General features: G+C 62.1%; 13 protein-coding genes and 3 tRNA genes. 11 read left to right on the top strand and 5 right to left on the bottom strand.

Features of this window, described 5'->3' with window-relative positions; all coding sequences use genetic code 11:
- Positions 1 to 83 precede the first annotated feature (83 nt).
- From LPB405_RS01615 to LPB405_RS01605, 3 genes are all read left to right on the top strand, one after another.
- The gene (locus LPB405_RS01615) at positions 84 to 341 is read left to right on the top strand and encodes a hypothetical protein (protein WP_219101678.1); all 258 of its coding nucleotides are present in this window, start codon (positions 84 to 86) and stop codon (positions 339 to 341) included.
- A gap of 246 nt (positions 342 to 587) precedes the next feature.
- Positions 588 to 998 carry a helix-turn-helix domain-containing protein gene (locus tag LPB405_RS01610; RefSeq protein ID WP_257604868.1) on the top strand — a complete coding sequence of 137 codons (411 nt, stop codon included), beginning with the start codon at positions 588 to 590 and terminating at the stop codon, positions 996 to 998.
- Positions 998 to 1,858, top strand: a complete 861-nt coding sequence (locus LPB405_RS01605) for an IS3 family transposase (protein ID WP_219101676.1) — start codon at positions 998 to 1,000, stop codon at positions 1,856 to 1,858. Before LPB405_RS01610 ends, LPB405_RS01605 begins: the two co-directional genes overlap by 1 nt.
- 117 nt (positions 1,859 to 1,975) lie before the next feature.
- On the opposite strand, the gene panB is transcribed toward LPB405_RS01605, so the two are convergent.
- The gene (gene panB / locus LPB405_RS01600; protein WP_219101675.1) at positions 1,976 to 2,890 is read right to left on the bottom strand and encodes a 3-methyl-2-oxobutanoate hydroxymethyltransferase; all 915 of its coding nucleotides are present in this window, start codon (positions 2,888 to 2,890) and stop codon (positions 1,976 to 1,978) included.
- A gap of 66 nt (positions 2,891 to 2,956) precedes the next feature.
- Entirely contained in the window at positions 2,957 to 4,786 is a 1,830-nt protein-coding gene (locus LPB405_RS01595; protein ID WP_219101674.1) for a geranylgeranyl pyrophosphate synthase, read from the bottom strand.
- 519 nt (positions 4,787 to 5,305) lie between these two features.
- On the opposite strand from LPB405_RS01595, the gene glnA reads away from it, so the two are divergent.
- From glnA to LPB405_RS01560, 7 genes are all read left to right on the top strand, one after another.
- Entirely contained in the window at positions 5,306 to 6,646 is a 1,341-nt protein-coding gene (gene glnA, locus LPB405_RS01590; RefSeq protein ID WP_049362897.1) for a type I glutamate--ammonia ligase, read from the top strand.
- A 159-nt stretch (positions 6,647 to 6,805) separates the two neighbouring features.
- Positions 6,806 to 10,177 carry a bifunctional [glutamine synthetase] adenylyltransferase/[glutamine synthetase]-adenylyl-L-tyrosine phosphorylase gene (locus tag LPB405_RS01585; protein ID WP_219101673.1) on the top strand — a complete coding sequence of 1,124 codons (3,372 nt, stop codon included), beginning with the start codon at positions 6,806 to 6,808 and terminating at the stop codon, positions 10,175 to 10,177.
- A gap of 409 nt (positions 10,178 to 10,586) precedes the next feature.
- A tRNA-Gly gene (locus tag LPB405_RS01580) sits at positions 10,587 to 10,659 on the top strand.
- 47 nt (positions 10,660 to 10,706) lie between these two features.
- A tRNA-Cys gene (locus LPB405_RS01575) sits at positions 10,707 to 10,777 on the top strand.
- 24 nt (positions 10,778 to 10,801) lie between these two features.
- Positions 10,802 to 10,873, top strand: a tRNA-Val gene (locus LPB405_RS01570).
- A 1,327-nt stretch (positions 10,874 to 12,200) separates the two neighbouring features.
- Positions 12,201 to 12,668, top strand: a complete 468-nt coding sequence (locus tag LPB405_RS09030) for an HNH endonuclease (RefSeq protein WP_257604945.1) — start codon at positions 12,201 to 12,203, stop codon at positions 12,666 to 12,668.
- A 298-nt stretch (positions 12,669 to 12,966) separates the two neighbouring features.
- Complete coding sequence (locus LPB405_RS01560; RefSeq protein WP_219101672.1) at positions 12,967 to 14,328, top strand: hypothetical protein; 1,362 nt, start codon at positions 12,967 to 12,969, stop codon at positions 14,326 to 14,328.
- A gap of 393 nt (positions 14,329 to 14,721) precedes the next feature.
- Here the strand turns inward: LPB405_RS01560 and hrpA are convergent, their stop codons facing one another.
- Positions 14,722 to 19,176 carry an ATP-dependent RNA helicase HrpA gene (gene hrpA, locus LPB405_RS01555; RefSeq protein WP_257604944.1) on the bottom strand — a complete coding sequence of 1,485 codons (4,455 nt, stop codon included), beginning with the start codon at positions 19,174 to 19,176 and terminating at the stop codon, positions 14,722 to 14,724.
- Between the two features lie 359 nt (positions 19,177 to 19,535).
- Here hrpA and LPB405_RS01550 point away from each other — a divergent pair, with 359 nt between their 5' ends.
- Entirely contained in the window at positions 19,536 to 19,997 is a 462-nt protein-coding gene (locus tag LPB405_RS01550; protein ID WP_005506503.1) for a helix-turn-helix domain-containing protein, read from the top strand.
- A gap of 40 nt (positions 19,998 to 20,037) precedes the next feature.
- Here LPB405_RS01550 and LPB405_RS01545 read toward each other — a convergent pair whose 3' ends face one another.
- Positions 20,038 to 21,249 (bottom strand): alpha/beta hydrolase family protein, encoded by a 1,212-nt coding sequence (locus LPB405_RS01545; RefSeq protein ID WP_219101671.1) that lies wholly within the window; start codon positions 21,247 to 21,249, stop codon positions 20,038 to 20,040.
- Between the two features lie 14 nt (positions 21,250 to 21,263).
- Complete coding sequence (locus tag LPB405_RS01540) at positions 21,264 to 22,211, bottom strand: NADP-dependent oxidoreductase (protein ID WP_219101670.1); 948 nt, start codon at positions 22,209 to 22,211, stop codon at positions 21,264 to 21,266.
- Between the last annotated feature and the right edge of the window lie 71 nt (positions 22,212 to 22,282).

The following is a 22,282-nucleotide window of genomic DNA, read 5'->3' as shown; positions in this document are numbered from 1 at the left end:
AGAAGCTCCGCCCGCCTCATTGCCACGAACCTATGCGCGTGAGAAGCTAGAAACACCAACCCCTCACCGTCGAAGGAGAACCCGTGAGCGAGAAGAAAAACCGCCTGAGCGAAGCCATCGAATCGGCGGTCGAAAAGACCCTGAACTCCGCGACCGAAGCCACCAGCCCGCACCCCGAAGAGTACTGGTACAACCTCAAAACCGGTCAGGTGGAACGCGGCCAGCAGAGCGTCGTCACCTCCCTGTGGGGCCCCTTCAAAACCTACGAGGAGGCGGCACACGCCATGGAGCGCGCCCGCGAACGCAACGACGCCTGGGACAAGGACAGCGGCTGGCTCTAAAGATTCAACGCTCCCGGCGTTGTTTGAGGCTACCGACGCCACAAAAAGTTTGAGATACAGAAGACCCCCGCACCCGGAAGCATGAACTGCCTCCCGTTTCTTGGACAACAAAAATGAAGTCCAGGAAATGGGAGGCTTTTCATGTCTATAAATCTGGGAATGAGGCATGATCGTTTGCTCCGGGAGCAAGCAGCACTGATGTTTGAGAGAGGATTCGGCTATGGTCTAACCGCCAGGAAGCTTGGTGTGTCCGCCGCAACTGTGAGAGAGTGGCAGAAAACGTACCACGTCATCGGGAAGGACGGGCTTCTTACCATGGGAATAAAACACACCAAATACGACTACGAGACCAAAGTCGCCGCAGCCAAGGCCGTGGTTGACGGTGGAATGAGTAAGCCCGAGGCAATGGTGCGTTTCGGCATTGCAAGCGCGACACCGTTGAAGCAATGGTGCAGGCTGTACCGTGAAGGCGGCGCGCAGGCGCTTAAGCCTAAGCCCAAGGGCAGGCCAAAGGGATTAGGTGCGGGGGCGGTACCACCAACGCGTGAGGAGGAACTTGCCGAGCGTGTGCGCAAGCTTGAGGCGCAGGTGGCGTACCTAAAAAAATCGATTGCCCTGAAGGCGCACAGGCGCTCCCAAACCGGGACAAAGCCCTAGTGGTCGCTGAGCTTTCAGGGCGCGGACACGCGGTGCGTGATCTGCTCGAAGCTGCTGGTCTTGCCAGGTCGAGCTACTACTACGCGTTGGCTCATCCCCGGCAGCCAACCAGAGTGCAGCTACGTCCCAAGGTCACACAGATCTTTTCGCGAACCCCCAACGGGTGTGGTCACAGGCAGGTGGCTATGTGCCTGCGCGCTGAGGAAGGGGTGCGCATTGCCGATAAGACGGTTTTGAAGATGATGCGTCAGATGGGGTTGCGTTGCGGTATACGCCGCCAGAGGCCCTACCGCAGGTACAACTCCTATAAGGGGGACGTGGGGCAAAGTTTTGAGAACGTCATTGGTCGCAACTTCACGGCGACCGGTCCCTGGCAGAAGTTGGGTACCGATGTTACCGAGTTTAAGCTCTCCTTTGGTAAGGCGTATCTCGCTCCGGTTTACGACTTTGCTAGCAAAGAGATTGTTGCCCACTCGATCTCGATGTGCCCTAACCTCCTCCAGCAACAAGAGATGCTCCAGGTACTCATGGAGGCCAAACCCGCAGGGGTTGAACCGATTTTGCACTCGGATATGGGGTGGCAGTATCAGCACGAGTTCTATATCAGCACGCTTGCTGAGAATGGTTTTATCCAGAGTATGTCACGCAAGGGCAACTGTATTGATAATGGCGCCACTGAGCAGGTTTTTGGACATCTGAAGGACGAGTTCTTCCGCGGCCAAGACTGGCAGACCTTTGAGAGTTTCAAGGCCGACCTTGATGCCTATATCATGCACTGGAATACAGTAAGGCGCCAGGTGAAGCTTAGGGGCCTGACTCCGGTGGAGTACCGGGATCAGGCCCTGTTGGAAGCTGTGTAAGGGTTACTATTTAATGCGTCCAAGTTTCGGGGCGCAGTTCAGCACCGGGTACGGGGGTTTTTCTTCATCAAGCTTTTTTCTCAGGCTTTCTGCATAAGCCTTTTCTCAGCCTAAAGCCTACTCAAAGGTGTGCTCAGCCGCCGGGAACTCACCCGAACGAACCTGCTCACGGTACGCACGCGCAGCGTCCTCCATGACCTGGCCAACCTGCGCAAACTGCTTCACAAAACGCGGCACGCGACCGGAACGAACACCCATCATGTCCTGCCACACCAGCACCTGACCGGTCGTCACATTCGAGGCACCAATACCGATGGTCGGCACAGCGCCCACAGCCTCATCCACCAGCTGCGCGGTCTGGGCGGTCACCATCTCCATGAGCACGCAGAACGCGCCAGCCTCAGCCAACGCCACCGCATCCTCACGAACACGCTCAGACGCATCGCCGCGGCCCTGCACACGGAAACCACCCAGGGCATGCTCCGCCTGCGGGGTGAAACCAACATGCGCCACCACCGGAATACCGGTACGCACCAGGGCACGAACCCACTCGGTCATCGAAGCGTCCGCCTCAATCTTGACCGCGTGCGCGCCGCCCTCCTTCATCAGGCGAACAGCGCTCGCCACCGCCTGCTGCGGGGACTGCTCATACGAACCAAACGGCAGGTCGGCAACCACCATGGCGCGGGAAGCACCGCGAGAAACCGCCGCCACCAGCGGAATCATCTCATCCAGGGTAATGGTCAGGGTCGACTCGTAACCGAGCACCACATTCGCCGCAGAATCGCCAACCAGCAGCATATCGATGCCCGCGCGATCAAAAATCTGCGCGGTCAGGGCGTCGTAGCAGGTCAGCATGGAGAACTTCTGCCCGGTCGCCTTAGCCTGCGCCAAGTGAACGGTACGCACCTTCTTGACGGTGTCCAGGTCAAAAGCCTTCGATGCGTTAGCAGAAGCGGGAGCAGCCGCGGAGGTAGCGGCAGGCTGCGCAGCGTAGGGCGAAGAGATCTCGGAAGAACGCTCAGTAGTCATGCTGACTATTCTAACCCTGTACGGCTCCAACCTGGCGTACCGCTCACCACGAGGGAACAACTATGCCTAGTTCCAGATGAGGTTAATGTAGTAGGTCGGGAACGACGCAGCGGCGTTCTTATTCATCAGCTCCGGAACGGCGGACGAAGCATCCTCAAACTCACGCGGCAAATCGCGCTGAATGAGCGCCTGCTGCACCAGCGCATCCCAATAGAGCTGGGTGATCGAGTAGGTGCAGACTTCCTTCACGACGTCCTCCGCGTAGGACTCCCACGCCGTCTTCGCCGCATCATCAGAGCCGAAGAAACCCTCATAACCCTGAGACAGGCCCGTATCGCAGGCGCTCACCGCGTTCTTCGCGTACTGCAGCCAATAGCTACGGCTCAGCTCATCGGTGGTGTTGAACGTAAACGCCTCATAGTCTGCCTTCAGCAGGGCGTACGACGCCTGAATAGAACCGGCAAGCGGGGCGTGCGAAGAGAAGACAATAACGTCCAGAAGAGCAGCGATGTACTCCATCTGCACCTTCTCGTACGCGATACCGGAGGGCTGAGCCGGGCCGGAATGCATCTGCACCAGGGCCTCCACCGCGTTCATAAAACGCTCAACGTCGGCGGTCGCCTTCACCATCAGATTCAGCAGACGCTGAACACACTGATAATCCTCAGCGATCTGCGAGAACAAACCATAGGGCAGGATGCCGCGCTCAGAAGCCGCCGCCGCCAGAATCTGGCTCGTCAACCGCTGGCTCTGCGCCTCAGCCTTCGCCACAGTCGCCTGCAGGGCACCGCAATACGCCAGGGCGCGACCATCCACCAGCTGAGGCTGCTGCTGATGCAAGGGCAGAAGACGCTCATGAAGCTGACAGAAAATCGCGCTCTGCGCCAGAGCCTTCTTGCCCAGCTCCTCAGTCTTCAACAGCACGGTATCCGCCGAGAAATCACGTGGAACAAAACGGCGCGCATCCTTAGCAGTAAACGGCGAATAGGGGCGACCCATCACCGGCTGCAACAGTGACATTGTGGTAAACAGCGAAAAACGAGCCGCAACCGGGTACAGCGAATCCGGGTAGTTCGGCGCATCCGGTGCGTTGACACGCTCCGTGCACAGAGTCAACCAGGTCTGCTCCACCGCGCGATCAGACGTTATGCCAACACCCATACCCAGGATGCTCTCACCGAACGCCTCCGAAGGAAGCTTGCCGGGGTTCATTGCACGCGCCTGCATGAGCGCCACAGCCAGCTCCACCGTATAGTTCGTGCGGCGCTTCTTGCCCGCCTCGTCAAGGTTCTGGAATGGACGCACACCCGCAATCTTCTGACCGCGCGCCAGCGTATGCAGCTCCTTGCTCATCGCGAACTGCTGCGGGTTACGCTGCATCATCTTCGACACCTCGTAGGCGCTCTTACGGTTCAGCTTCTCACGGCGCTGAGCACCCTCAGCGGAGAGAGAATCATACTTGCCGCGCGTTGCGTGCACATACCAGGCACGAATCAGCTGCAGCGGCAGGAAGAAGAACGCGAACTTCCACGACCACGTGAAGAGCAGAATCGGAATGACCGCAATCGACCCCACACGACCCGTATAACCGAGCCAAAGAAGCTCCACAAACGCACCCACCACAGCAAAGAGCGCCACGGTGCGAGTCCTAAACGCCACGCGGGAGGGGCGGTCCAGCAGGTAGGTCGCGCCGCCCGACTTGTTGTTCCTCATGACCAGCGGACCAAACGCCGCAATCGCCATAATGCACGCCAGGTAGACAATACAGAAAACAACCGGCGCCGCAATAAGCAGCAGCCACTCTAAACCGGTAGGATCAGCGGCAACAATGCTGGTCGCCAACGGAAGCTGCGCCAGCGGAAACTGCACAGTCGAGAGAAGAATGGAATGTAGCATACCCCCATTATTGCAAGGCGACCCCGAACACGCCCCGCGAACCGTCATATGCCGGACTATCTGAGCACAAATAGATAGGCACAGATAGACAGACACAGATAGGGATGCGCAGGTAGGGAGTAACCACCCGACCGTAGCGAAAGCGGGGGAGCGGTCACCCTCCCTCCCCCCCCGGAGCCGCCCAGAATCTGAGCTACCGCGGCGCACAATCGAGAGCACACAAGCGAGAATTTACACAAACGAAACCTCCCACCCGCCCGCCACACAGCAGAACCCGATAGGCTAGATAACAACAGGACACACGCCGGGGCAAGGAGGCGCCAGCACCGCTGGCACGCCGCCCGCCGCAACCCCCCTGGAATCCCCTGGAATCTTCTAGAACCCATGGGACATGCAGGGTCTTCCGCAGCAGGGCCTTTCGCAACAGGGTCTTCCGCGCCTCGGCAGCAAATTTAGCGCGCCTCCGCCACCCACAGACGGGTACCACGCGGATGCGCGCCCGCACCGAGAGGGCAACTCATGGACCGCCAACAGGAATTCGTACTGCGCACCATCGAAGAGCGCGACATCCGCTTCATCCGCCTCTGGTTCACCGACGTGGTCGGCACCCTCAAATCCGTTGCGCTCGCACCGGCTGAAGTAGAAAGCGCCTTCGATGAGGGCTTGGGCTTTGACGGCTCCTCGATTGAGGGTTTCTCCCGCATCTACGAATCCGACATGCTGCTGCAGCCGGACCCCTCCACCTTCCAGATTCTGCCCTGGCGCGGCGAGGAAGACTACACCTCCCGCATGTTCTGTGACGTGCTCACCCCCGACGGCGAGATCAGCGCCTCCGACACCCGCGGTGTGCTCAAGCGCGTGCTCAACAAGGCTGCGGAGATGGGCTTCACCTGCTACACCTCGCCCGAAATTGAGTTCTACCTGCTCGAATCCTCCAAGCTCGGCGCTGACGGATTCCCCGTGCCCGTGGACCACGAATCCTACTTCGACCACACCCCCGGCGGCATCGTGCAGGACTTCCGCCGCAAGGCAGTGACCATGCTCGAAGAAGTCGGCATCTCCGTCGAATTCAGCCACCACGAAACCGGCCCCGGCCAGAACGAAATCGACCTGCGCCACGCCGACGCCCTGCAGACCGCCGACAACGTCATGACCTTCCGCACCGTCATCAAGGAAGTCGCCTACTCGCTGGGAATGTACGCAACCTTCATGCCCAAGCCCTTCACCAAGTACGCCGGCAGCGGCATGCACACCCACTTCTCCCTCTTTGAAGGCGACACCAACGCATTCTTCGAAGCCGGTGCCGAATACCAGCTGTCCAAGACCGCACGCCACTTCATCGCCGGTGTGCTCAAGCACGCCCCCGAATTCACCGCGGTCACCAACCAGTTCATCAACTCTTACAAGCGCCTCTGGGGCGGCGGCGAGGCGCCCTCCTACGTCTCCTGGGGCCACAACAACCGCTCCGCCCTCGTGCGCGTGCCCCTGTACAAGCCGAACAAGATGCAGTCCGCCCGCATCGAGTACCGCGGCCTGGACTCAGCATCGAACCCGTACCTCGCCTACGCGGTGATTCTCGCCGCCGGTCTGAAGGGTATCGAAAACGAGTACCCGCTCATGCCCGCCGTGACCGAAGACCTCGCCGCCATGACCAACGCCGAACGCCGCGCCATGGGCTACAACCCGCTGCCCGCGTCCCTGCGTGAAGCCATCAATATCACCGAAGAATCCGAGTTCATGGCGGAGGTTCTGGGCGAGCAGGTCTTCGAGCAGTTCCTGCGCAATAAGCGCGCCGACTGGGACCAGTACCAGGCTCAGGTGACCCCCTACGAGCTCAAGCACAACCTCGGAATCCTCTAACGGCTGGATCCTCTCACCTCCTCACAGGATGAGTGAGCGCTGACAGCCTCAGGGCGGTACCCGCTACCGGTAACACGCCGGCGGGTACCGCCCACAGGTGTATCAGCATCGCTTTTTATCCCGCCGAAATTTATACTCTCTACCCACAGTTCTCACGCTATGACTGACAGCTCTCACTACCCGGTCACCGGGCTCATCCGCATTGTTGACCCCGCCAAAGAACCCAAGCCGCTGACCGACATCGCCCCCGATGCGCTCGACGACGAACAGCGCGCCGAAGCCGAACGCAAAGCACAGCTGCGCCTGCACACCCGCATGATTGCCACCGGCTTCCACGACCCGTCCAAGGCAGAACGCTGGCTCAACGCACCCGAACTGAAGCACGTCTCGCAGGATGCGCTCTTTGCCGGGCTGCGCCTCGCACCCTCACCGGATATTGCCCTGCCCGCCCTCGTGCGTCTCATCGAGAAGCACCCGGCGGTCGCCGAACGCGCCAACCGCGGCGACAAAGAATTCGGCATGTACCGACTGCTCGGCGCATCCCAGGCGATTGGCGATTTTCTCTACCGCCGCCCCGAGCTCATCGATCCGCTCTTCGACACGCAGGTGTACCCGGCTGAGAGCGCGCTGATTCGCTCCCAGCACCCGGCGTCAATCCTGCCGGAAACCGACGGGGAATTCCTGACCCCCATCGCACCGCTGGATACCCCCTACCGCCGCGATATCCTCACCGCCCTCGGCGCCGACCCCCACGCGGAGCGTCCGCGCGCTGCCGCCGAACAGACCGGCAAAGACGGCTACGTGACCCTGCGCGTTGCCTACCGCGCCGCCCTGGCGCGCATCGCCCTGCTCGACGTGTGCTGTGAAGACCCGGTCGAAATGATGCCCACCATCGGTCGTCACCTCGCCGATTTGGCAGCCGCCGCGCTGGAGGGCGCGCTCGCTATTGCGCGCACCGAAGTAGCGGAGGGACTGGGGCCCGGTCTGGCGGCTCCTCGCCGAGGCGAAGCCGTAGACGCCCTGGACTTGGCGATTATCGGTATGGGTAAGTGCGGTGCCCGCGAGCTGAACTACATCTCTGACGTTGACGTGGTGTATGTGGTTGCGCCCGTGGAACCCGCCGCCGCTGGCGCCGCGCCTCATGCCGGGGCAGAGGGGGAGAGCGCCCCGCTCAAGCTCACCGAGAACGAATGTTCCACCATCGGCACGGAACTCGTGCACGCCCTCACCCGCGCCATCATGGGCCCCGCACCCGAACCCGCCCTCTGGGAGGTCGACGCGAACCTGCGACCCGAGGGCAAGGACGGCCCGCTCGTGCGTACCGTTGAATCCTACGTGCAGTACTACAAACGCTGGGCCGAAAACTGGGAGTTCCAGGCACTTCTCAAGGCGCGTCCCATCGCCGGTTCGGCGCAGCTGGGTGCCCGCTACGCCCGCGCAATTGACCCCTTCGTGTGGGAGTCCGCCGGCCGTGAATCCTTCGTGGAATCCGTGCAGGCGATGCGCGCCCGCGTGACCGACAACATTCCCTCACACCAGGTAGACCGCCAGATTAAGCTGGGTCCGGGCGGCCTGCGCGATATTGAGTTCACCGTGCAGCTGCTGCAGCTCGTGCACGGTCGAACTGACCCCGCCGTGCGCACCAAGTCCACCGTGGATTCTCTCGCGGCGCTGACCGCCGTCAGCTACATTAGCCGCACCGACGCCGAGGCGTTCAGCCGCGACTACAAGAAGCTGCGCGTACTGGAGCACCGCATCCAGTTGCAGCAGCTGCGCCGCACCCACCTGATGCCCGAGAAGGAAGCCGAACAGCGCGCTCTTGCCCGCTCGATTCTCTCCCCGGAACGCAACGGCACGCTCTCCGCCGAGCAGATGCTGAAGGCGTGGCAGAAAATTAAACGGAATGTCCGTTCTCTGCACGAGCGAATCTTCTTCCGCCCGCTACTCGCCGCCGTCTCCACGCTCAGCCGCGACGAAGTGGTGCTCAGCGAACAGGCGGCACAGGACCGTCTTGCCGCCCTCGGCTACCGCGACCCGCGCGGCGCCATGCGCCACATCAAGGCACTCACCACGGGACTTTCCCGTAGCGCAGACATTCAGCGGCACCTCATGCCCGTGCTACTGGGCTGGTTCGCCCGCGGCGTGGACGCGGACGCCGGTCTGCTCGGATTCCGCATCGTCTCCGAATCGCTCGGCAGCACCAGCTGGTACCTGCGCATGCTCCGCGACTCGCCCGCAGCCGCCGAACGCCTCAGCCAGCTGCTCTCCAGCTCGCGCCTCATGACCGACCTGCTCGAGGATGCCTCCGCCTCCATCGCCTGGCTGGACAAGGTCGCCGACCTCAAACCGCTGGGGGAGGAAGCGCTCGCCTCCGAGATTTCCTCCCTGCTGGCACGCCATGCGGACGCCGCCGAGGCGATGCGCGCCGTGCGCTACCTGCGCCGCCGCGAAACCCTGCGCACCGCCATGGGCTGGACCCTGGGCATCGTCGACATTGAGGACACCTGCGCCGGTCTTGCCGCTATTGACGAGTGCACGATCGGCGCGGCGCTGCAGATTGCCCTGCGCGAACTCCAGGCGGCACCGGAAGGTGCTGAACCTGCCGAAGCAACCGAAGCAGCCGAAGCTGAGGAAACAGCGGGGGAGAAGCTGCTCACCCGCATCGCCGTCATCGGCATGGGCCGCCTCGGCGGCGCCGAGAACGGCTTCGGCTCCGACGCGGATGTTATGTTCGTCCACGAACCCCTCGACGGGGCCGACGAAGACGCCGCACAGGAACAGGCGGCACGCATCGTCAACCGCACCCTGGCGCTCCTCAAACAGCCCGTCAAGCCCGCCATTCGCGCCGAACGCCCCCTCGAAGTGGACGCCGACCTGCGCCCCGAAGGCAAGCAAGGTGCTATCGTGCGCTCGCTCGACTCCTACCGCTCCTACTACGAGCGCTGGGCGGAAACCTGGGAATTCCAGGCGCTCACCCGCGCCCGCCCCATCGCCGGCGACGAAGAGCTCGGCGATGCTTTCGTGGAGCTCATCGACCCGTATCGTTACCCGGCAGCTTTCACGCCCGAGCAGGTGCAGCAGATTCGCCGCATGAAGGCGCGCGTGGAAAACGAACGCATGCCGCACGGTGCCGACCGCACCCGCCAGCTCAAGCTCGGCCGCGGTGGACTCTCCGACGTGGAATGGCTGGTCCAGCTCGTACAGCTACGCCACGCGCACGCCGTGCCGGGGTTGCGCACCACCTCCACGCTGAAGGCGCTAAACGCCGCGGTTGAGGCGGGGCTGGTCGAGGCCGCGGACGCTGAAATCCTCAGTGGCGCCTGGCTGCTCGCCACGAAGATCCGCGGCGGCAACGTACTGCGCGGCGTGCGCCAATCCGACACCCTACCCTCGGGACGCGCCGACCTGGAAGCAATCGCCCGCTGGTGCGGATACCCGGCCGGCAGTGCCCGCGCCCTCGAAGAAGACTACCTGCGCCAAACTCGCAACGCCCGCAAGGTCTACGAACGCCTCTTCTTCGAAGAGCTCTAGAGACTCCAGAAAAACATGAGCCTGGCATTTTTGTCGGTGCGGATTTCTGATGCGGATTTCATAGGGGAGGGGCGGGGACATGGTTCTCCGCCCCTCCTTTTCGTTCGCTTTAGATTCTCTTGTGAAAAATTTTGTGGACGCCTCAGCAGACATCGTGCGCCCGCCGCTACCCTCGCGGGACCAGTAACCACCCCAAAACCCCGAAAATGTGACCGGCACCATGAAAATAAATTTTGCTCGCACTCCTCAAAAACGAAGCAAAACACCCCGTTCTGCCCCGGAAACACACGGAACACAGGGTAGCCAGCTGAGGATTTGGCAAACGCTCAAAAACCCCGTATAGTATTTACCTGTCAGCACGACGGAGCGAAAAACTCCTCGGAATGATTCAAATTGAATACGCTGATATGCGGTTGTAGCTCAGTTGGTAGAGCACCACCTTGCCAAGGTGGATGTCGCGAGTTCAAGTCTCGTCAACCGCTCGTAAGGACTCCAAGAGTTCGAACGCGTTCCCTCGTGGAGCGTATGCGGTGAGGTGGTCGAGTGGTTAGGCAGCGGCCTGCAAAGCCGTGTACGCGGGTTCGAATCCCGTCCTCACCTCGCAACAAAACAACTGTTTTGTGAGCGCGATTGGCGCAGCGGTAGCGCGCTTCCCTGACACGGAAGAGGTCACTGGTTCGATCCCAGTATCGCGCACAGATAAAGCCCTTAGCTTTCGAGCTAAGGGCTTTTGTGTTTAACTTTTTGGTTTTTTGGGTTTGCGGAGGGATAGAGCCCTCCTTGTTCCTGTGCATGTTCTGGAGGCGGTGCTGCGTATATTTCCTCCGCGCCGTCGCAGGGGACCCGCCCTCGCTTCGCTTCGGGCACCCTGAGGGCACTTCCGGAAAACACGCTCGCACCGCTCCATGTCTCCGATGCCACGACGGAGGACACCACCCCTCCGCCTCGTATGTAAAACGCTTAGCCTCGGTTCAGTAAGTGCAGGGCTTGTGTGCGCGATACCGGCATAACGAACTGGAAGGGGGAGGGGGCTGTCGCCTTCTCGGCCTTCTGCTGGCTCCGCCAAGCCTGTTTGGTGACGCTTGCACCGCTCCGCGTCTCCGATGTCACGGCGGAGGACACCAACCCTCCGCCCCGTAGGTAAAACATTTAGCCCCGGTTCAGTAAGCGCGGGGCTTGTGTGCGCGATACCGGTATAACGAACTGGAGGGGGAGGGGGCTGTCGCCTTCTCAGCCTTTTGCTGGCTCCGCCGGGTCTACCTTTGTAGGGCGTGCATCTTACACACTTCCTCCGCGCCGTCGCAGGGGACCCGCCCTCGCTTCGCTTCGGGCACCCTGAGGGCGCTTCCGGAAGGTGTAAGTCTGCCGCCGAATCATTCAGTAACTCACTGATGTGACCAAATGCTTTGCGCGTAGTACCCACCTCCGATACCCTAATGGAGGAAATCTACACTCACAGATACACCGCCGTATCGCAAAGGAACACCCGTGAAATCCTTCCTCAAAGGGCTCGGCATCTTCTTCGCCGTATGCCTCGCCTTCTCCCTCTGGTACGTCGTCCTTGGCGTCATCATCATCGTGCTCATTCTGGGCGTCATCCTGACCATCCGCAAAAACCGGTACTTCGCATCCCCCGAATTTCAGACGCACCGCCAGCGCACCGCCACACTCGCCAGCGAATACAACGAAGTCGCCAGCTACGTACACGACATCTACACCCACGGAATCTACGAACTCGGCACCTCCACCAACGGCATGTACAGCCACCTCGCCACCGTCGAAGTTCAACAACCCAAAACCTGGCAGACGCTACTGCAGAAGAAACCCGAAGGACGCCACCCGCACGTCTACAACTCCTCCCAGCAGGTCGTTCTCGAAGCCGAGCGGGACCCTATCGGCAGCCTCACCAAATACTTTCCACATCGAAGCCGACCTACAAACCCTCAAAGACGTACAGCGCCTCTCCGACGATATTGCGCGCCTCGAAACCGCGATCGACAACGTACGACGCCGCGAAGAGGACATGATCGCACACATCAACCCGCCCCAGTTCATCACCAAGCAATACGCCAAGGAGCTCTGGGACAAACTCAACGTCTGCCACGTGGGGCTGACCGTGCCATACCCCGTCTACCGCTTCGAATACGCCTCACCCAGCGGCAAAGAAAACCGCGCGGTCACCGTCACCCTCGACACCCCAACCCTCGACGCGCTCTCCGAAACCCTAGAACGCAAAATACGCTGGGCATGGCCCGAAGGCGGCGAACGCACCCTCATGACCGCCCAACTACGCCAACGCATCAAAGAACGCGACAACTACACCTGCCAAAACCCCGGATGCGGCAACTCCATCATGCGTGAACGAATCCTCATCCTAGAGGTCGTCCACAAGGTTCCGCTCTCCGAAGGCGGCAACAACGAGCCCGAGAACTTGCAGACCCTCTGTTGGCGTTGCAACCAATCCAAAGGCTCAAAAATGATTACCCAATAAATACGCAAACCCTGCTGGAAAATCCGCATTAGGTTTTTCCTAATAACTCCTAATGAGCCCTACCCGTGCAAATCTCGGGTGGGGCTCATTGCTCTATCTGTTGCGGAATCTGACATGCGATACAAGACGCGCAGGAAGGGCGCGGCGCGAGGCGTCCAGAGGCACCCGTGCAGCGCCCTACCTGGGATTTATGTTAAAGCTGAGGTTCAAGGTATGCTTTTCCTCAGCGTCCGGGCGCAGACCTACAGGGTCCCGCATCCGCGACACACATCACCCCAACCGAATTCAAGGGCATACCATGTCTACTTCCCTGACCCGCCGCAAGCTCGTCGCCGGTGCAGCCTGGGCGGCACCCGTCGTCGCAGCCTCCGCAACCATCCCCTCCTACGCAGCGTCCGTCGCCGCAGACTGCACCTTTGCCGCACACCCTGCCTACAGCATCTCCGGCACCGACGAAGGAACCAAGACCGTGCAGAGCTTCGCCGTGCCCAACAACGTCCACAAGCTCCGCTTCGAGCTGGTCGGCGGCGCAGGCGGCACCAACAACCGCATGACCCCCGCCGGTTCCGGCGCGAAGGTCAGCGGCATCATCCCCGTCACCCCCGGCTCCACCGTGCAGATCATCGCCGCAGCAGGCGGTATCGGTGACGGCTCCCTCACCCCCACTGCAGGCGGTGAAGGCTACGGCAACGGCGGATCCGTACCCGCCTATACCATCCCCGGCAACATCACCGCGCAGGTCGACACCAAGTACGCGGACCCGGCTAACTCCAAGACTCAGGTGTACGCTGCATCCGGCGGCGGCTCCTCCGCACTGCTCATCGACGGCGTCGTCGTAGCTGTAGCAGGTGGCGGTGGCGGCGCGGGCATGACCACCTCCGGCGTGTCCTACGCAGACCCCTGGTACTCCAACCTGAACGGCCAGATCGACGCCGGTGTGGCGCCCCTCGGCTCGGACGCATCCCCGCAGTTCGATGCGGCGGGTAGCGCCTCCGCAGCGGCGGGCTCCAACGGCACCCCCGGCTACGAAGTCTACAATGCGGAACGTTCCAAGGTCCTGACCTACAACTCCGGCTTCGGCGGCGCAGCGGGTATAGGCGGTGCAGGCGGCGCGGCAGGCACTCTGCCGGCTAGCGGCCCCATCATCGGCTTTGAAACCACCAACAACCAGGTGCTATTCAGCCAGTTTGTTGCCGGTAACGCGGGCACGAGCGGCTTCGCGGGCAACGGCGGCGATGGTGCGGGCGCATACTCCTACCAGCTGGATGAGAACCCCGCCAGCGTGCACGAGAAGGGCACCTACGAGGACCGCAGCTGGGACCTGGACATCTACAACGATGAGGGTGCGTACGCGCAGAACTTCAACGGCTACCAGTCCGTGGTGTCCGGCGGTGGCGGCGCAGGTTACGGAGGCGGCGGTTCCGGCGCGGCACAGTCCGTTTCCTCGATTGTGCTGACCCAGAAGTGGCTGAACAGCCCGACCGGTGTGCGCCAGGGCCTGGGCTACACGATGCAGGGCGGCGCCGGTGGCGCGGGCGGCTCGTACATCGCCCCGTCCGTGAGTGAGGGTGCGATTGTTTCGGCTGAGAACGCGCCGCAGTGGATGCGCGAGCGCGGTAACGGTTCGGTGACGGTAACTTTCTGCGAGGCTACAGCCTAACAACCCCGACCTAGAGGTGTTTGAAGGGCGGTGCGCCGCATGTTTCCTCAAGCGGCTTGGGATGCTTGAGGGGCGGTGATCCTCCTCGTTCCTACAGGGAACCCGCCCTCGCTTCGCTTCGGGCACCCTGATGTCACTACGGAGGACACCGGCCCCTCTGCACGTTCTTGCTACTTCGCGCGTGGAGACGGCTATGCCTTCCGGAAGCGACATCAGGGTGCCGCCCCGGGCGCTCTCCGCAGCGAAGCAAGGAAGAGCGGAGCGTCCGGGGCGGCGGGTGCCCCTGCAGGAGCGGAGGAAGTGCATAGCCTGCCGACCCACAGGGCACTGAAACCCATAGATACGAAAGAGTCCCCCACACGAGGTGATCGTGCGGGGGACTCTTTGTATTACCTAGCGCTTGATGGCGTCCAGCGCCTCACGCTGAGCCTTCGCAATGCGCTTCTCAGACACCGTGTAGGCGGTACCAAGCTCCTGAGCGAAGAAGCTGACGCGCAGCTCCTCAATCATCCAGTTCACGCGGCGGAGCGCATCCGGCACGAGGGTGCCGGCCGGCAGCGACTTGACCGCGTTATCGTAGGAATCCTCAAGGTCCTGCACGGTGAGCATGAGCTGGTTGTCGCGGTGCAGGTTCGGGCCGAGCTTCGTCAGGCGCACCTGGGCGGCCTTGAGGTAGCGCGGGATGTGAACCAGCTGGTCGTAGCCGGTTTTCGCCACGAATCCGGGGTAGACGAGGTTCTCCATCTGTGCCTTCACGTCGGAGACGGCGTGCATGGTCGTCAGCGAGGTTGCCTTCTTGATGGCCTTCTTCAGCGCGGTGGCTTCGGAGAGGATTTCGGCGACGAGCTTGGTGACGTCGAAGACCGTCTCGATGAGTTCGGCACGTACGTGCTCGTAGAGTTCGCTGTATTCGGCGTACGTGAAGATGGGGGTGTGCGGCACGAGGTGGTCGAGCGCCGCGACGGTGCAGTCGCGGATGAGTTCGTCGATGGAGCCGTGCGGGTTCTGCGTGAAGACGATTTTCTCCTTGTGGGAGAGGTGTTCGCTCACGTAGCGTACGGGCGAGGGCACCTGCAGTTGGAGCAGGCGGATGATGCCGCGGCGCTGGGAGTGGAGCTGTTCGGCTTCGGTGGGGAAGATGCGCAGGCCTACGCTGGTTTCTTCGTCTACGAGGGCGGGGTAGCCGTTGACCGCTTGGGTGGCGATGATGCGCTGTACCTTGCGGGGGATTTCTCCGTTGGGGAAGAGGTCGGCGGGGAATTCGGTGAGGCCGCTGATTTCGCGCACCTGCGAACCGTGCGCATCGGCTACCTGGGCGGTGCCGCTCTGAGCGTTCTTCACGCCCTTCTTGGCGGAAGCCGCGGAGCTGCCCGAGTTACCCGAGTTACCCGAGCCGCCCTGGGCGAGCGCCACCATTTTTGCCATGGTGTCGTCGGATGCGCCGAGCGAGTCGGCGAGGGCGCTGCGGATTTCCTTGTGGAGCTGCTGTTGCAGGGCGCGCAGGTCCTTGCCTTCGCCGAGGATTTTGTTGCGTGCGTTGCGCACCTGGAATCCCATTTTCAGGTGTTCGGGCACGGCGTCCCAGTTGAAGGCCTCGGTCTCGACGACCACGCCGCGCAGGCGACGCAGCACGAGCGCGAGGGAGGGGAGCAACTCGTCGGTTGCGGGGGAGTAGTCTTCCTCGAGGGCGGCGCAGGCGGCGCGTGCCACGTCGGGTGCGGGCACGAAGTTGCGTCGAATCGCCTTGGGGAGCGATTTGATGAGTGCGGTGACGAGTTCGTGGCGCAGGCCGGGGATTTGCCAGCGGAACGGTTCGGGGCTCAGCTGGTTGAGGAAGAGGATGGGTACCTGGACTGCTACGCCGTCGCGCTTGGCGGCGTCGGTGCGGGCGCCTCCGATGCCGGCGGTGGGGGCGTATTCGTAGCGCAGGTCGAGGGTCAGTTCGCCGCTGTCGGTGCGCTGCACCCACTGGCGGGGGAACTGGGAGTCGTCGTAGTCGGCGGCTTCCTCGTTGATGAGCTTTTCGGGGTTGAAGTCCAGGTAGTTGTCGTCTTCGAGACGTGCCTGCTTCCACCACTTGTCGAAGGCGCGCACATCGGTCACGTGGGCGGGGATGCGTGCGTCGTAGAAGGCGAAGAGTACGGAGTCGTCTACGCGCAGGTCGCGGCGGCGCAGGCGTGCTTCGAGTTCTTCAACTTCGGCGAGGGCGCGCTGGTTGCGCAGGTAGAACTTGTGCTGGGTGTGCCATTGGCCTTCGACGAGGGCGGACTGGATGAACAGTTCGCGGGCTGCGGCGGCGTCTACGCGGGCGTACTGCACGGGGCGGTCGGCGTAGATGGTCAGGCCGAAGAGGGTGCCCTTGGCGTATGCGACTGCCGCGCCGGAGCTGAGCGACCAGTGCGGTTCGGAGTATTGCACGCTGATGAGGTGCTTGCCGATTTCTTCAATCCACTGCGGGTCGATGGAGGCGTTGGTGCGCGCCCACAGGCGGGAGGTCTCGACGAGTTCGGCGGAGAGCACCCAGTCGGGGCTCTTTTTGAACAGGCCGGAGCCGGGGAAGATCGCGAATTTGGTGCCGCGTGCGCCGAGGTATTCGCGGGGGCCGCGGTTGCGTCCCTTGGAGTCCTTTTCGCGTTCTTCCTTGACGCCCACGTGGGAGAGCAGGCCGGAGAGCAGGCTCTTGTGGATGTCGATTTCGTGGGCGGAGGCGTTGATGTCCCTGCCGCCGCTGGCGTGGATGTTGGCGGTGCGTCCCATTTCGCGTAGTTGGGCGAAGAGGTCCTGCCATTCGCGGATGCGCAGGTAGTTGATGTATTCGCGGTGGCACATTTTGCGCAGCTGCGAGGAGGACAGTGCCGCCTGCTGTTCGTTGATGTAGTCCCAGAGCAGCAGGAAGGAGGAGAAGTCGGAGGTGTCGTCGATGAAGCGGGCGTGCATGGCGTCTGCTTCGGCGCGTACGTCGGCGGGGCGTTCGCGCGGGTCCTGGATGGTCAGGGCTGCGGCGAGCACCATCATTTCCTTGGCGCAGTTGCGGCGGCCGCCTTCGATGATCATGCGGGCGAGGCGCGGGTCCACGGGGAATGCCGCCATGGCTCGGCCGATGGCGGTGAGGGTTGCGCTGTTGCCGCGGCCCTTGCGGGGGCCGCGGGGGCGTTCGGTGAGCGCGCCGAGTTCGCGGAGCAGGTTCACGCCGTCGTTGATGGCGCGGGATGCGGGCGGCTGCACGAACGGGAAGCGGGAGATGTCGCCGGGTTCGCGGACCACGCCGATTGCGATCATCTGCAGGATGACGGCTGCGAGGTTGGTGCGCAGAATTTCGGGGTCGGTGAACTCGGGGCGCGAGTTGAAGTCTTCTTCGGAGTAGAGGCGGATTGCGATGCCGTCGCTGACGCGGCCGCATCGGCCGGAACGCTGGTTGGCGCTTGCCTGCGAGATGCGTTCGATGGGTAGGCGCTGCACCTTGGTGCGTGCCGAGTAGCGGGAGATGCGTGCGGTGCCGGTGTCGATGACGTACTTGATGCCGGGCACGGTCAGCGAGGTTTCGGCAACGTTCGTGGCGAGCACGATGCGCGGGCGCGATCCGGGGGAGAACACTCGGTGCTGTTCGGCGAGCGAGAGGCGCGCGTACAGGGGCAGCACTTCGTAGTTCAGGCGCGGCGACTTGGCGACCATTGCCTCGATAGCGTCTTTGGCGTCGCGGATTTCGCGTTCACCGGAGAAGAAGATGAGGATGTCGCCGGGGGCTTCCTTGGAGAGTTCCTTGATGGCGTCGAGGATGCCGTCGGTGGGGTCGTGGTCGTCTTCGATTTCGTCGTCGCTGAGGTAGTCTTCCTCGTCGAGCGGGCGGTAGCGGATTTCCACGGGGTAGGTTCGGCCGGACACCTCAATGATGGGCGGCGCGTCGTCGGGCAGGATTGCTTCGGCGATTTCGCGTTCTTCGGCGCTGAGGTTTTCGTCAACGATGCCCTTGCCCGGCACGTAGCTGGGGGAGAAGTGGCGTGCGAAACGCTCGGGGTCGATGGTCGCGGAGGTGATGATGACCTTCAGGTCCGGGCGCTGCGGCAGGATGCGCTTGAGGTAGCCGAGGATGAAGTCAATGTTCAGGCTGCGTTCGTGCGCCTCGTCAATGATGAGGGTGGAGTAGCGGCGCAGCAGCTTGTCGTTCTGAATTTCGGCGAGCAGAATGCCGTCGGTCATGAGTTTGATGGCGCTGTGTTCGCCAACTTCGGAGGTGAATCGCACCTGGTAGCCGACGGTTTCGCCGATTTTCTGTCCGAGTTCTTCGGCGATGCGTTCGGCGACGGAGCGTGCGGCGAGTCGGCGCGGCTGGGTGTGGCCGATGAGACCCTTTGCGCCCAGGCCCAGGTCGAGGCACATTTTGGGGATCTGGGTGGTTTTACCGGAGCCGGTTTCACCCGCGATGATGACGACCTGGTTGTCGCGGATCGCGTTCATGATGTCTTCGCGGCGTTCGCTGACGGGCAGCTCTTCGGGGTAGGTGATGACCTCGGGGATGAGCGGCTCGTAGCGGCGCGGTGCCGGGCGGTTCTGCTGATTGCCGCCCTGCTGGTTGCCCTGGTTGCTTTGGTTGCCGCCCTGCTGGTTGCCCTGCTTGCGGGCGCGGTTGGGACCGCCTCCGCGTCGGGTAGAGCGGGAGGCGTTGGAGCTGCGTTCGGAGGCACCGCGGGAGGAGTTCTTGCGGTCTGCGCTGTTCTTCTGCGCACCCTTCTTCGGGGCGCCGTTATTTACCGCGTTGTTCTCAGCGGTTTTATCTGCGGTCTTTTCGCCGGTTTTTGCACCGGTCTTTTCGGAGGATCGTACCTTTGCCGCATGGATTGCGGCGGCCATGCTCGCCATGGTGGGGGCGGTGCGGGGGCCTTAGAAGTATCTGCGTGTTTCTTCGTGGATTTCTGCTCAGACATATCCTATCCAGTGTACTCGCCTTGCCCGCGGTGAGCTTGGGGCGTGCTTTGTTTGTCATATTTGGGTTTGTCCGCGGGAACCCCGGGGTGGGTGGTGGTGGAATACTGACACCAGGAGAGCATTTAATGTACAATAAATGACATCAAATGCTATTAAGAGAGTTAATAATTATTCATCTGAATTTTATGCACCGTAGATGCGAATTAACTGCGCTTCTTAACTTTCTTTCGATAGTTTCGTTCAACTGCTACAGTGGTGAATAACACAGTAACGAAGGAGTGACTATGCCATCACCAAAGACGTACCCGGCAACACGTGTTGCAGTGTTGGATTGCTGCGAAGACGGACAGCACGAAGAAATTCACCACCGCTGCGAAGAACTCTTCCAAGCCCTCGTTCACGCGAGTCTGCGCACCCACTTCGACCGCCTCAGCGCCGAAGAAACCCTCTACCTGGTGACCGGCGACGGCGAGCGCGTACAGATTTCTCCCGAAATGTACGGACCCCTCACCTCCGTAGCGCGCGCATTCGCCGACCGCAAGGATGTCTGCGTGGTACGCCAGGACCGCCTGATGACCACGCAGGAGGCAGCAGACTACCTGGGCGTATCCCGCCCGACCGTTGTTCGCCTGCTGGAGCGCGGAGATATTCCGTTCGAGCGCATTAACACGCACCGTCGCGTTGCTTTTGATGACCTCGAACGTTACCGCCTTGAGCACGAATACGTGAACCGCCGCGTTCGCTAAACCCGCATCTGGCCGATTACTTTCTGATCAATCACTCTGATCAGACAGTACGGTTCAGAAATTGCAGCATCTGCTGAACAATCTCGGGGCTAAAACAGCGCGAATCCCCGTGTTCGGCATCCGGAACCAGCACCAAATCGGTAGGCACCTGCCGCGTGCGCAGCGCCTGATACACCCGCACCGATTGCTGGTACGGCACACACGAATCACTAATACCGTGCACAAGCATCAGGGCAGTGGCGCCGCCGCTCGCACCCTGTGCAGAGGCACTTTCGATCTTATTCACTCGTTTCTGGGGGCGTACCGCATCAATAGGATGCGCACGCTCCCAGTTCTTTTGGGCACGCTCGATGCAGACACCCGGAACCGCCCGCTCGCCCTTGGAAGCGTCGATAGCAGACACGTCAGCGGGGACAGGGTGGGTGCTTCCCAGCAGCCGCCATTCGGCGCCGTCATCCTCGGGGTGGTCGAGAGCGTAGCCAGCCAGGGGCCGATCGGTGAAGATGGTCCTCAAATCGCTGACCCCGTAAAACGAAGCCGCCGCCGCCACCTGCGAACTATGGGACGGGTAGGCGCTCGCCGCCCTGCCCTCATAGTATTCGTCGTGCTCGGGTGCGCTCGCGGAATCCCCAAATGCAGAATCCCCAGATGCAGAGTCACCGGCGGCGGAATCTCCCGTATGTGCAGCCATCATGCTCAGGTGCCCGCCGGCGCTTCCGCCCGCTACCGCAATGCGCTGCGGGTCAATACCGAACTCGTGCGCGTTGGCGCGGAAGAAACGCACCGCCTCCTTCACATCGTGCAGGGCGCCCGGGAAGAGCGCCTGATGCGAATACCGGTAGTTGATGGACGCGACCGCCCAGCCTGCCTGCTGAAAAGCGGCGCGCATGAGCGCCTGGGTATTGGGTTGCTCCCCGTCAGGGGTGCGCAGGATGGTGTCGCGTAGGGCCTGGTTGGTGCCGAAGCGCCAGGCACCACCGTGAACCCACACCAGCAGAGGCGCGGGGGAAGAGATATCCCCGATCGCGGGGAAGAAGTCGTAGGCGAACGCCTCGCGAGTTACCGGCGACTGCGCACCGTAATCGGGTAGCGAGTGGGCGTCATAAAAGCCCGCCTCGCGGTAAAAACCGGAGCGGTACTCGGTACTCTCAATGGTCGGCACGCCCTCAGCGTGCGGTGCGCCCTCAATCTTCGATGCGCCCTCAGTGTTCATTGTGCTCTCAATCTCCGGCGCGCTCTCAGAAGTCTGCATGGATCAGCACCTCGTTAGGGAACCAGTACGATCTTGCCGCGGGTGCGTCCCGTCGCCACCAGGGCGTGAGCCTGCGCAGCCTGCGAAAAATCAAGCACCTGATCCACGTGCACCTTCAACAGACCCAAGGACATGAGGCGGGCAATCTCCTGCATCTGCACATGGTCCGGGTGAACCGTCAGCCACTGCGCCTCGAAGCCGCGCTCACGCGCAACATCCAGCGGGTCGGGGCTGGTCAGGGTAACAATACGGCCGCCGGGAACCAGTACCTCCAGCGAATCGAGGAAGGTCTGCTGACCGGTGGAATTGAGCACCACATCCATGGTCTGACCCAGTACGGCACGGAAATCCTCGGTGCGGTAATCAATGGGCTGGGCACCCAGCGAGCGCACAAACTCGTGGTTCGCCGCGGAGGCGGTCGCAAAAACCTGAGCGCCAGCCTGCGCCGCCAGCTGAACGGCGAGGTGACCGACCCCTCCGGCACCGGCGTGAATGAGCACGCGCTCGCCTTCCTTCAGCCGCGCCACTTCGAAGAGCGCCTGGTACGCGGTCAGCGCCGCCAGGGGAGCACCACCCAATTGTGCGCAGGGAACATCGGCGGGCACCTTCACCAGCTGATGCGCCGGGGCGAGAACATACTCGGCGTACGCACCGGCGGGGGAAGGGAAAGAAACAAGACCAAATACGCCGTCGCCCACCTTAAAACCCGTGTAGTCACCGGCGGTAGCAACCACGGTGCCCGCAACATCCCAGCCGGGTACGAAGGGCTTGTACGACGGATCTGCCAGCTGAGCGGCGGGACCCAGACCCTTGCGAGTGGTCACATCAATCGGGTTCACACCGGCGGCAACCGTCTTGATGAGCACGTGACCGCGCACCGGCGAGGGGATGGACACGTTTGCTTCGTGCAGAACGCTTTCATCGCCCCATTCGGTGAGCTGAATCTGGCGCATGGTGGTCATCGGGTTACCTCCGCTGTCGTGACTTGGGCCGTGCTGATGTGAACGGTGTGCGCGTTTCCCCATTCTCTCAA

The organism is Rothia mucilaginosa (assembly GCF_019334805.1).
GTDB classification, from domain to species: Bacteria; Actinomycetota; Actinomycetes; order Actinomycetales; family Micrococcaceae; genus Rothia; species Rothia mucilaginosa_C.
The sequence above is the reverse complement of the archived record's forward strand: the minus strand, read 5'-3'. Positions and strand labels throughout refer to the sequence as shown.

Excerpts from the sequence above, each read along its gene's own strand:
- panB (WP_219101675.1), bottom strand. The coding sequence starts at position 2,890 with ATGACTACTGAGCGTTCTTCCGAGATCTCTTCGCCCTACGCTGCGCAG.
- LPB405_RS01595 (WP_219101674.1), bottom strand. The coding sequence starts at position 4,786 with ATGCTACATTCCATTCTTCTCTCGACTGTGCAGTTTCCGCTGGCGCAG.
- glnA (WP_049362897.1), top strand. The coding sequence starts at position 5,306 with ATGGACCGCCAACAGGAATTCGTACTGCGCACCATCGAAGAGCGCGAC.
- LPB405_RS01585 (WP_219101673.1), top strand. The coding sequence starts at position 6,806 with ATGACTGACAGCTCTCACTACCCGGTCACCGGGCTCATCCGCATTGTT.
- LPB405_RS09030 (WP_257604945.1), top strand. The coding sequence starts at position 12,201 with ATGATCGCACACATCAACCCGCCCCAGTTCATCACCAAGCAATACGCC.
- LPB405_RS01560 (WP_219101672.1), top strand. The coding sequence starts at position 12,967 with ATGTCTACTTCCCTGACCCGCCGCAAGCTCGTCGCCGGTGCAGCCTGG.
- hrpA (WP_257604944.1), bottom strand. The coding sequence starts at position 19,176 with ATGGCCGCCGCAATCCATGCGGCAAAGGTACGATCCTCCGAAAAGACC.
- LPB405_RS01550 (WP_005506503.1), top strand. The coding sequence starts at position 19,536 with ATGCCATCACCAAAGACGTACCCGGCAACACGTGTTGCAGTGTTGGAT.
- LPB405_RS01545 (WP_219101671.1), bottom strand. The coding sequence starts at position 21,249 with ATGCAGACTTCTGAGAGCGCGCCGGAGATTGAGAGCACAATGAACACT.
- LPB405_RS01540 (WP_219101670.1), bottom strand. The coding sequence starts at position 22,211 with ATGACCACCATGCGCCAGATTCAGCTCACCGAATGGGGCGATGAAAGC.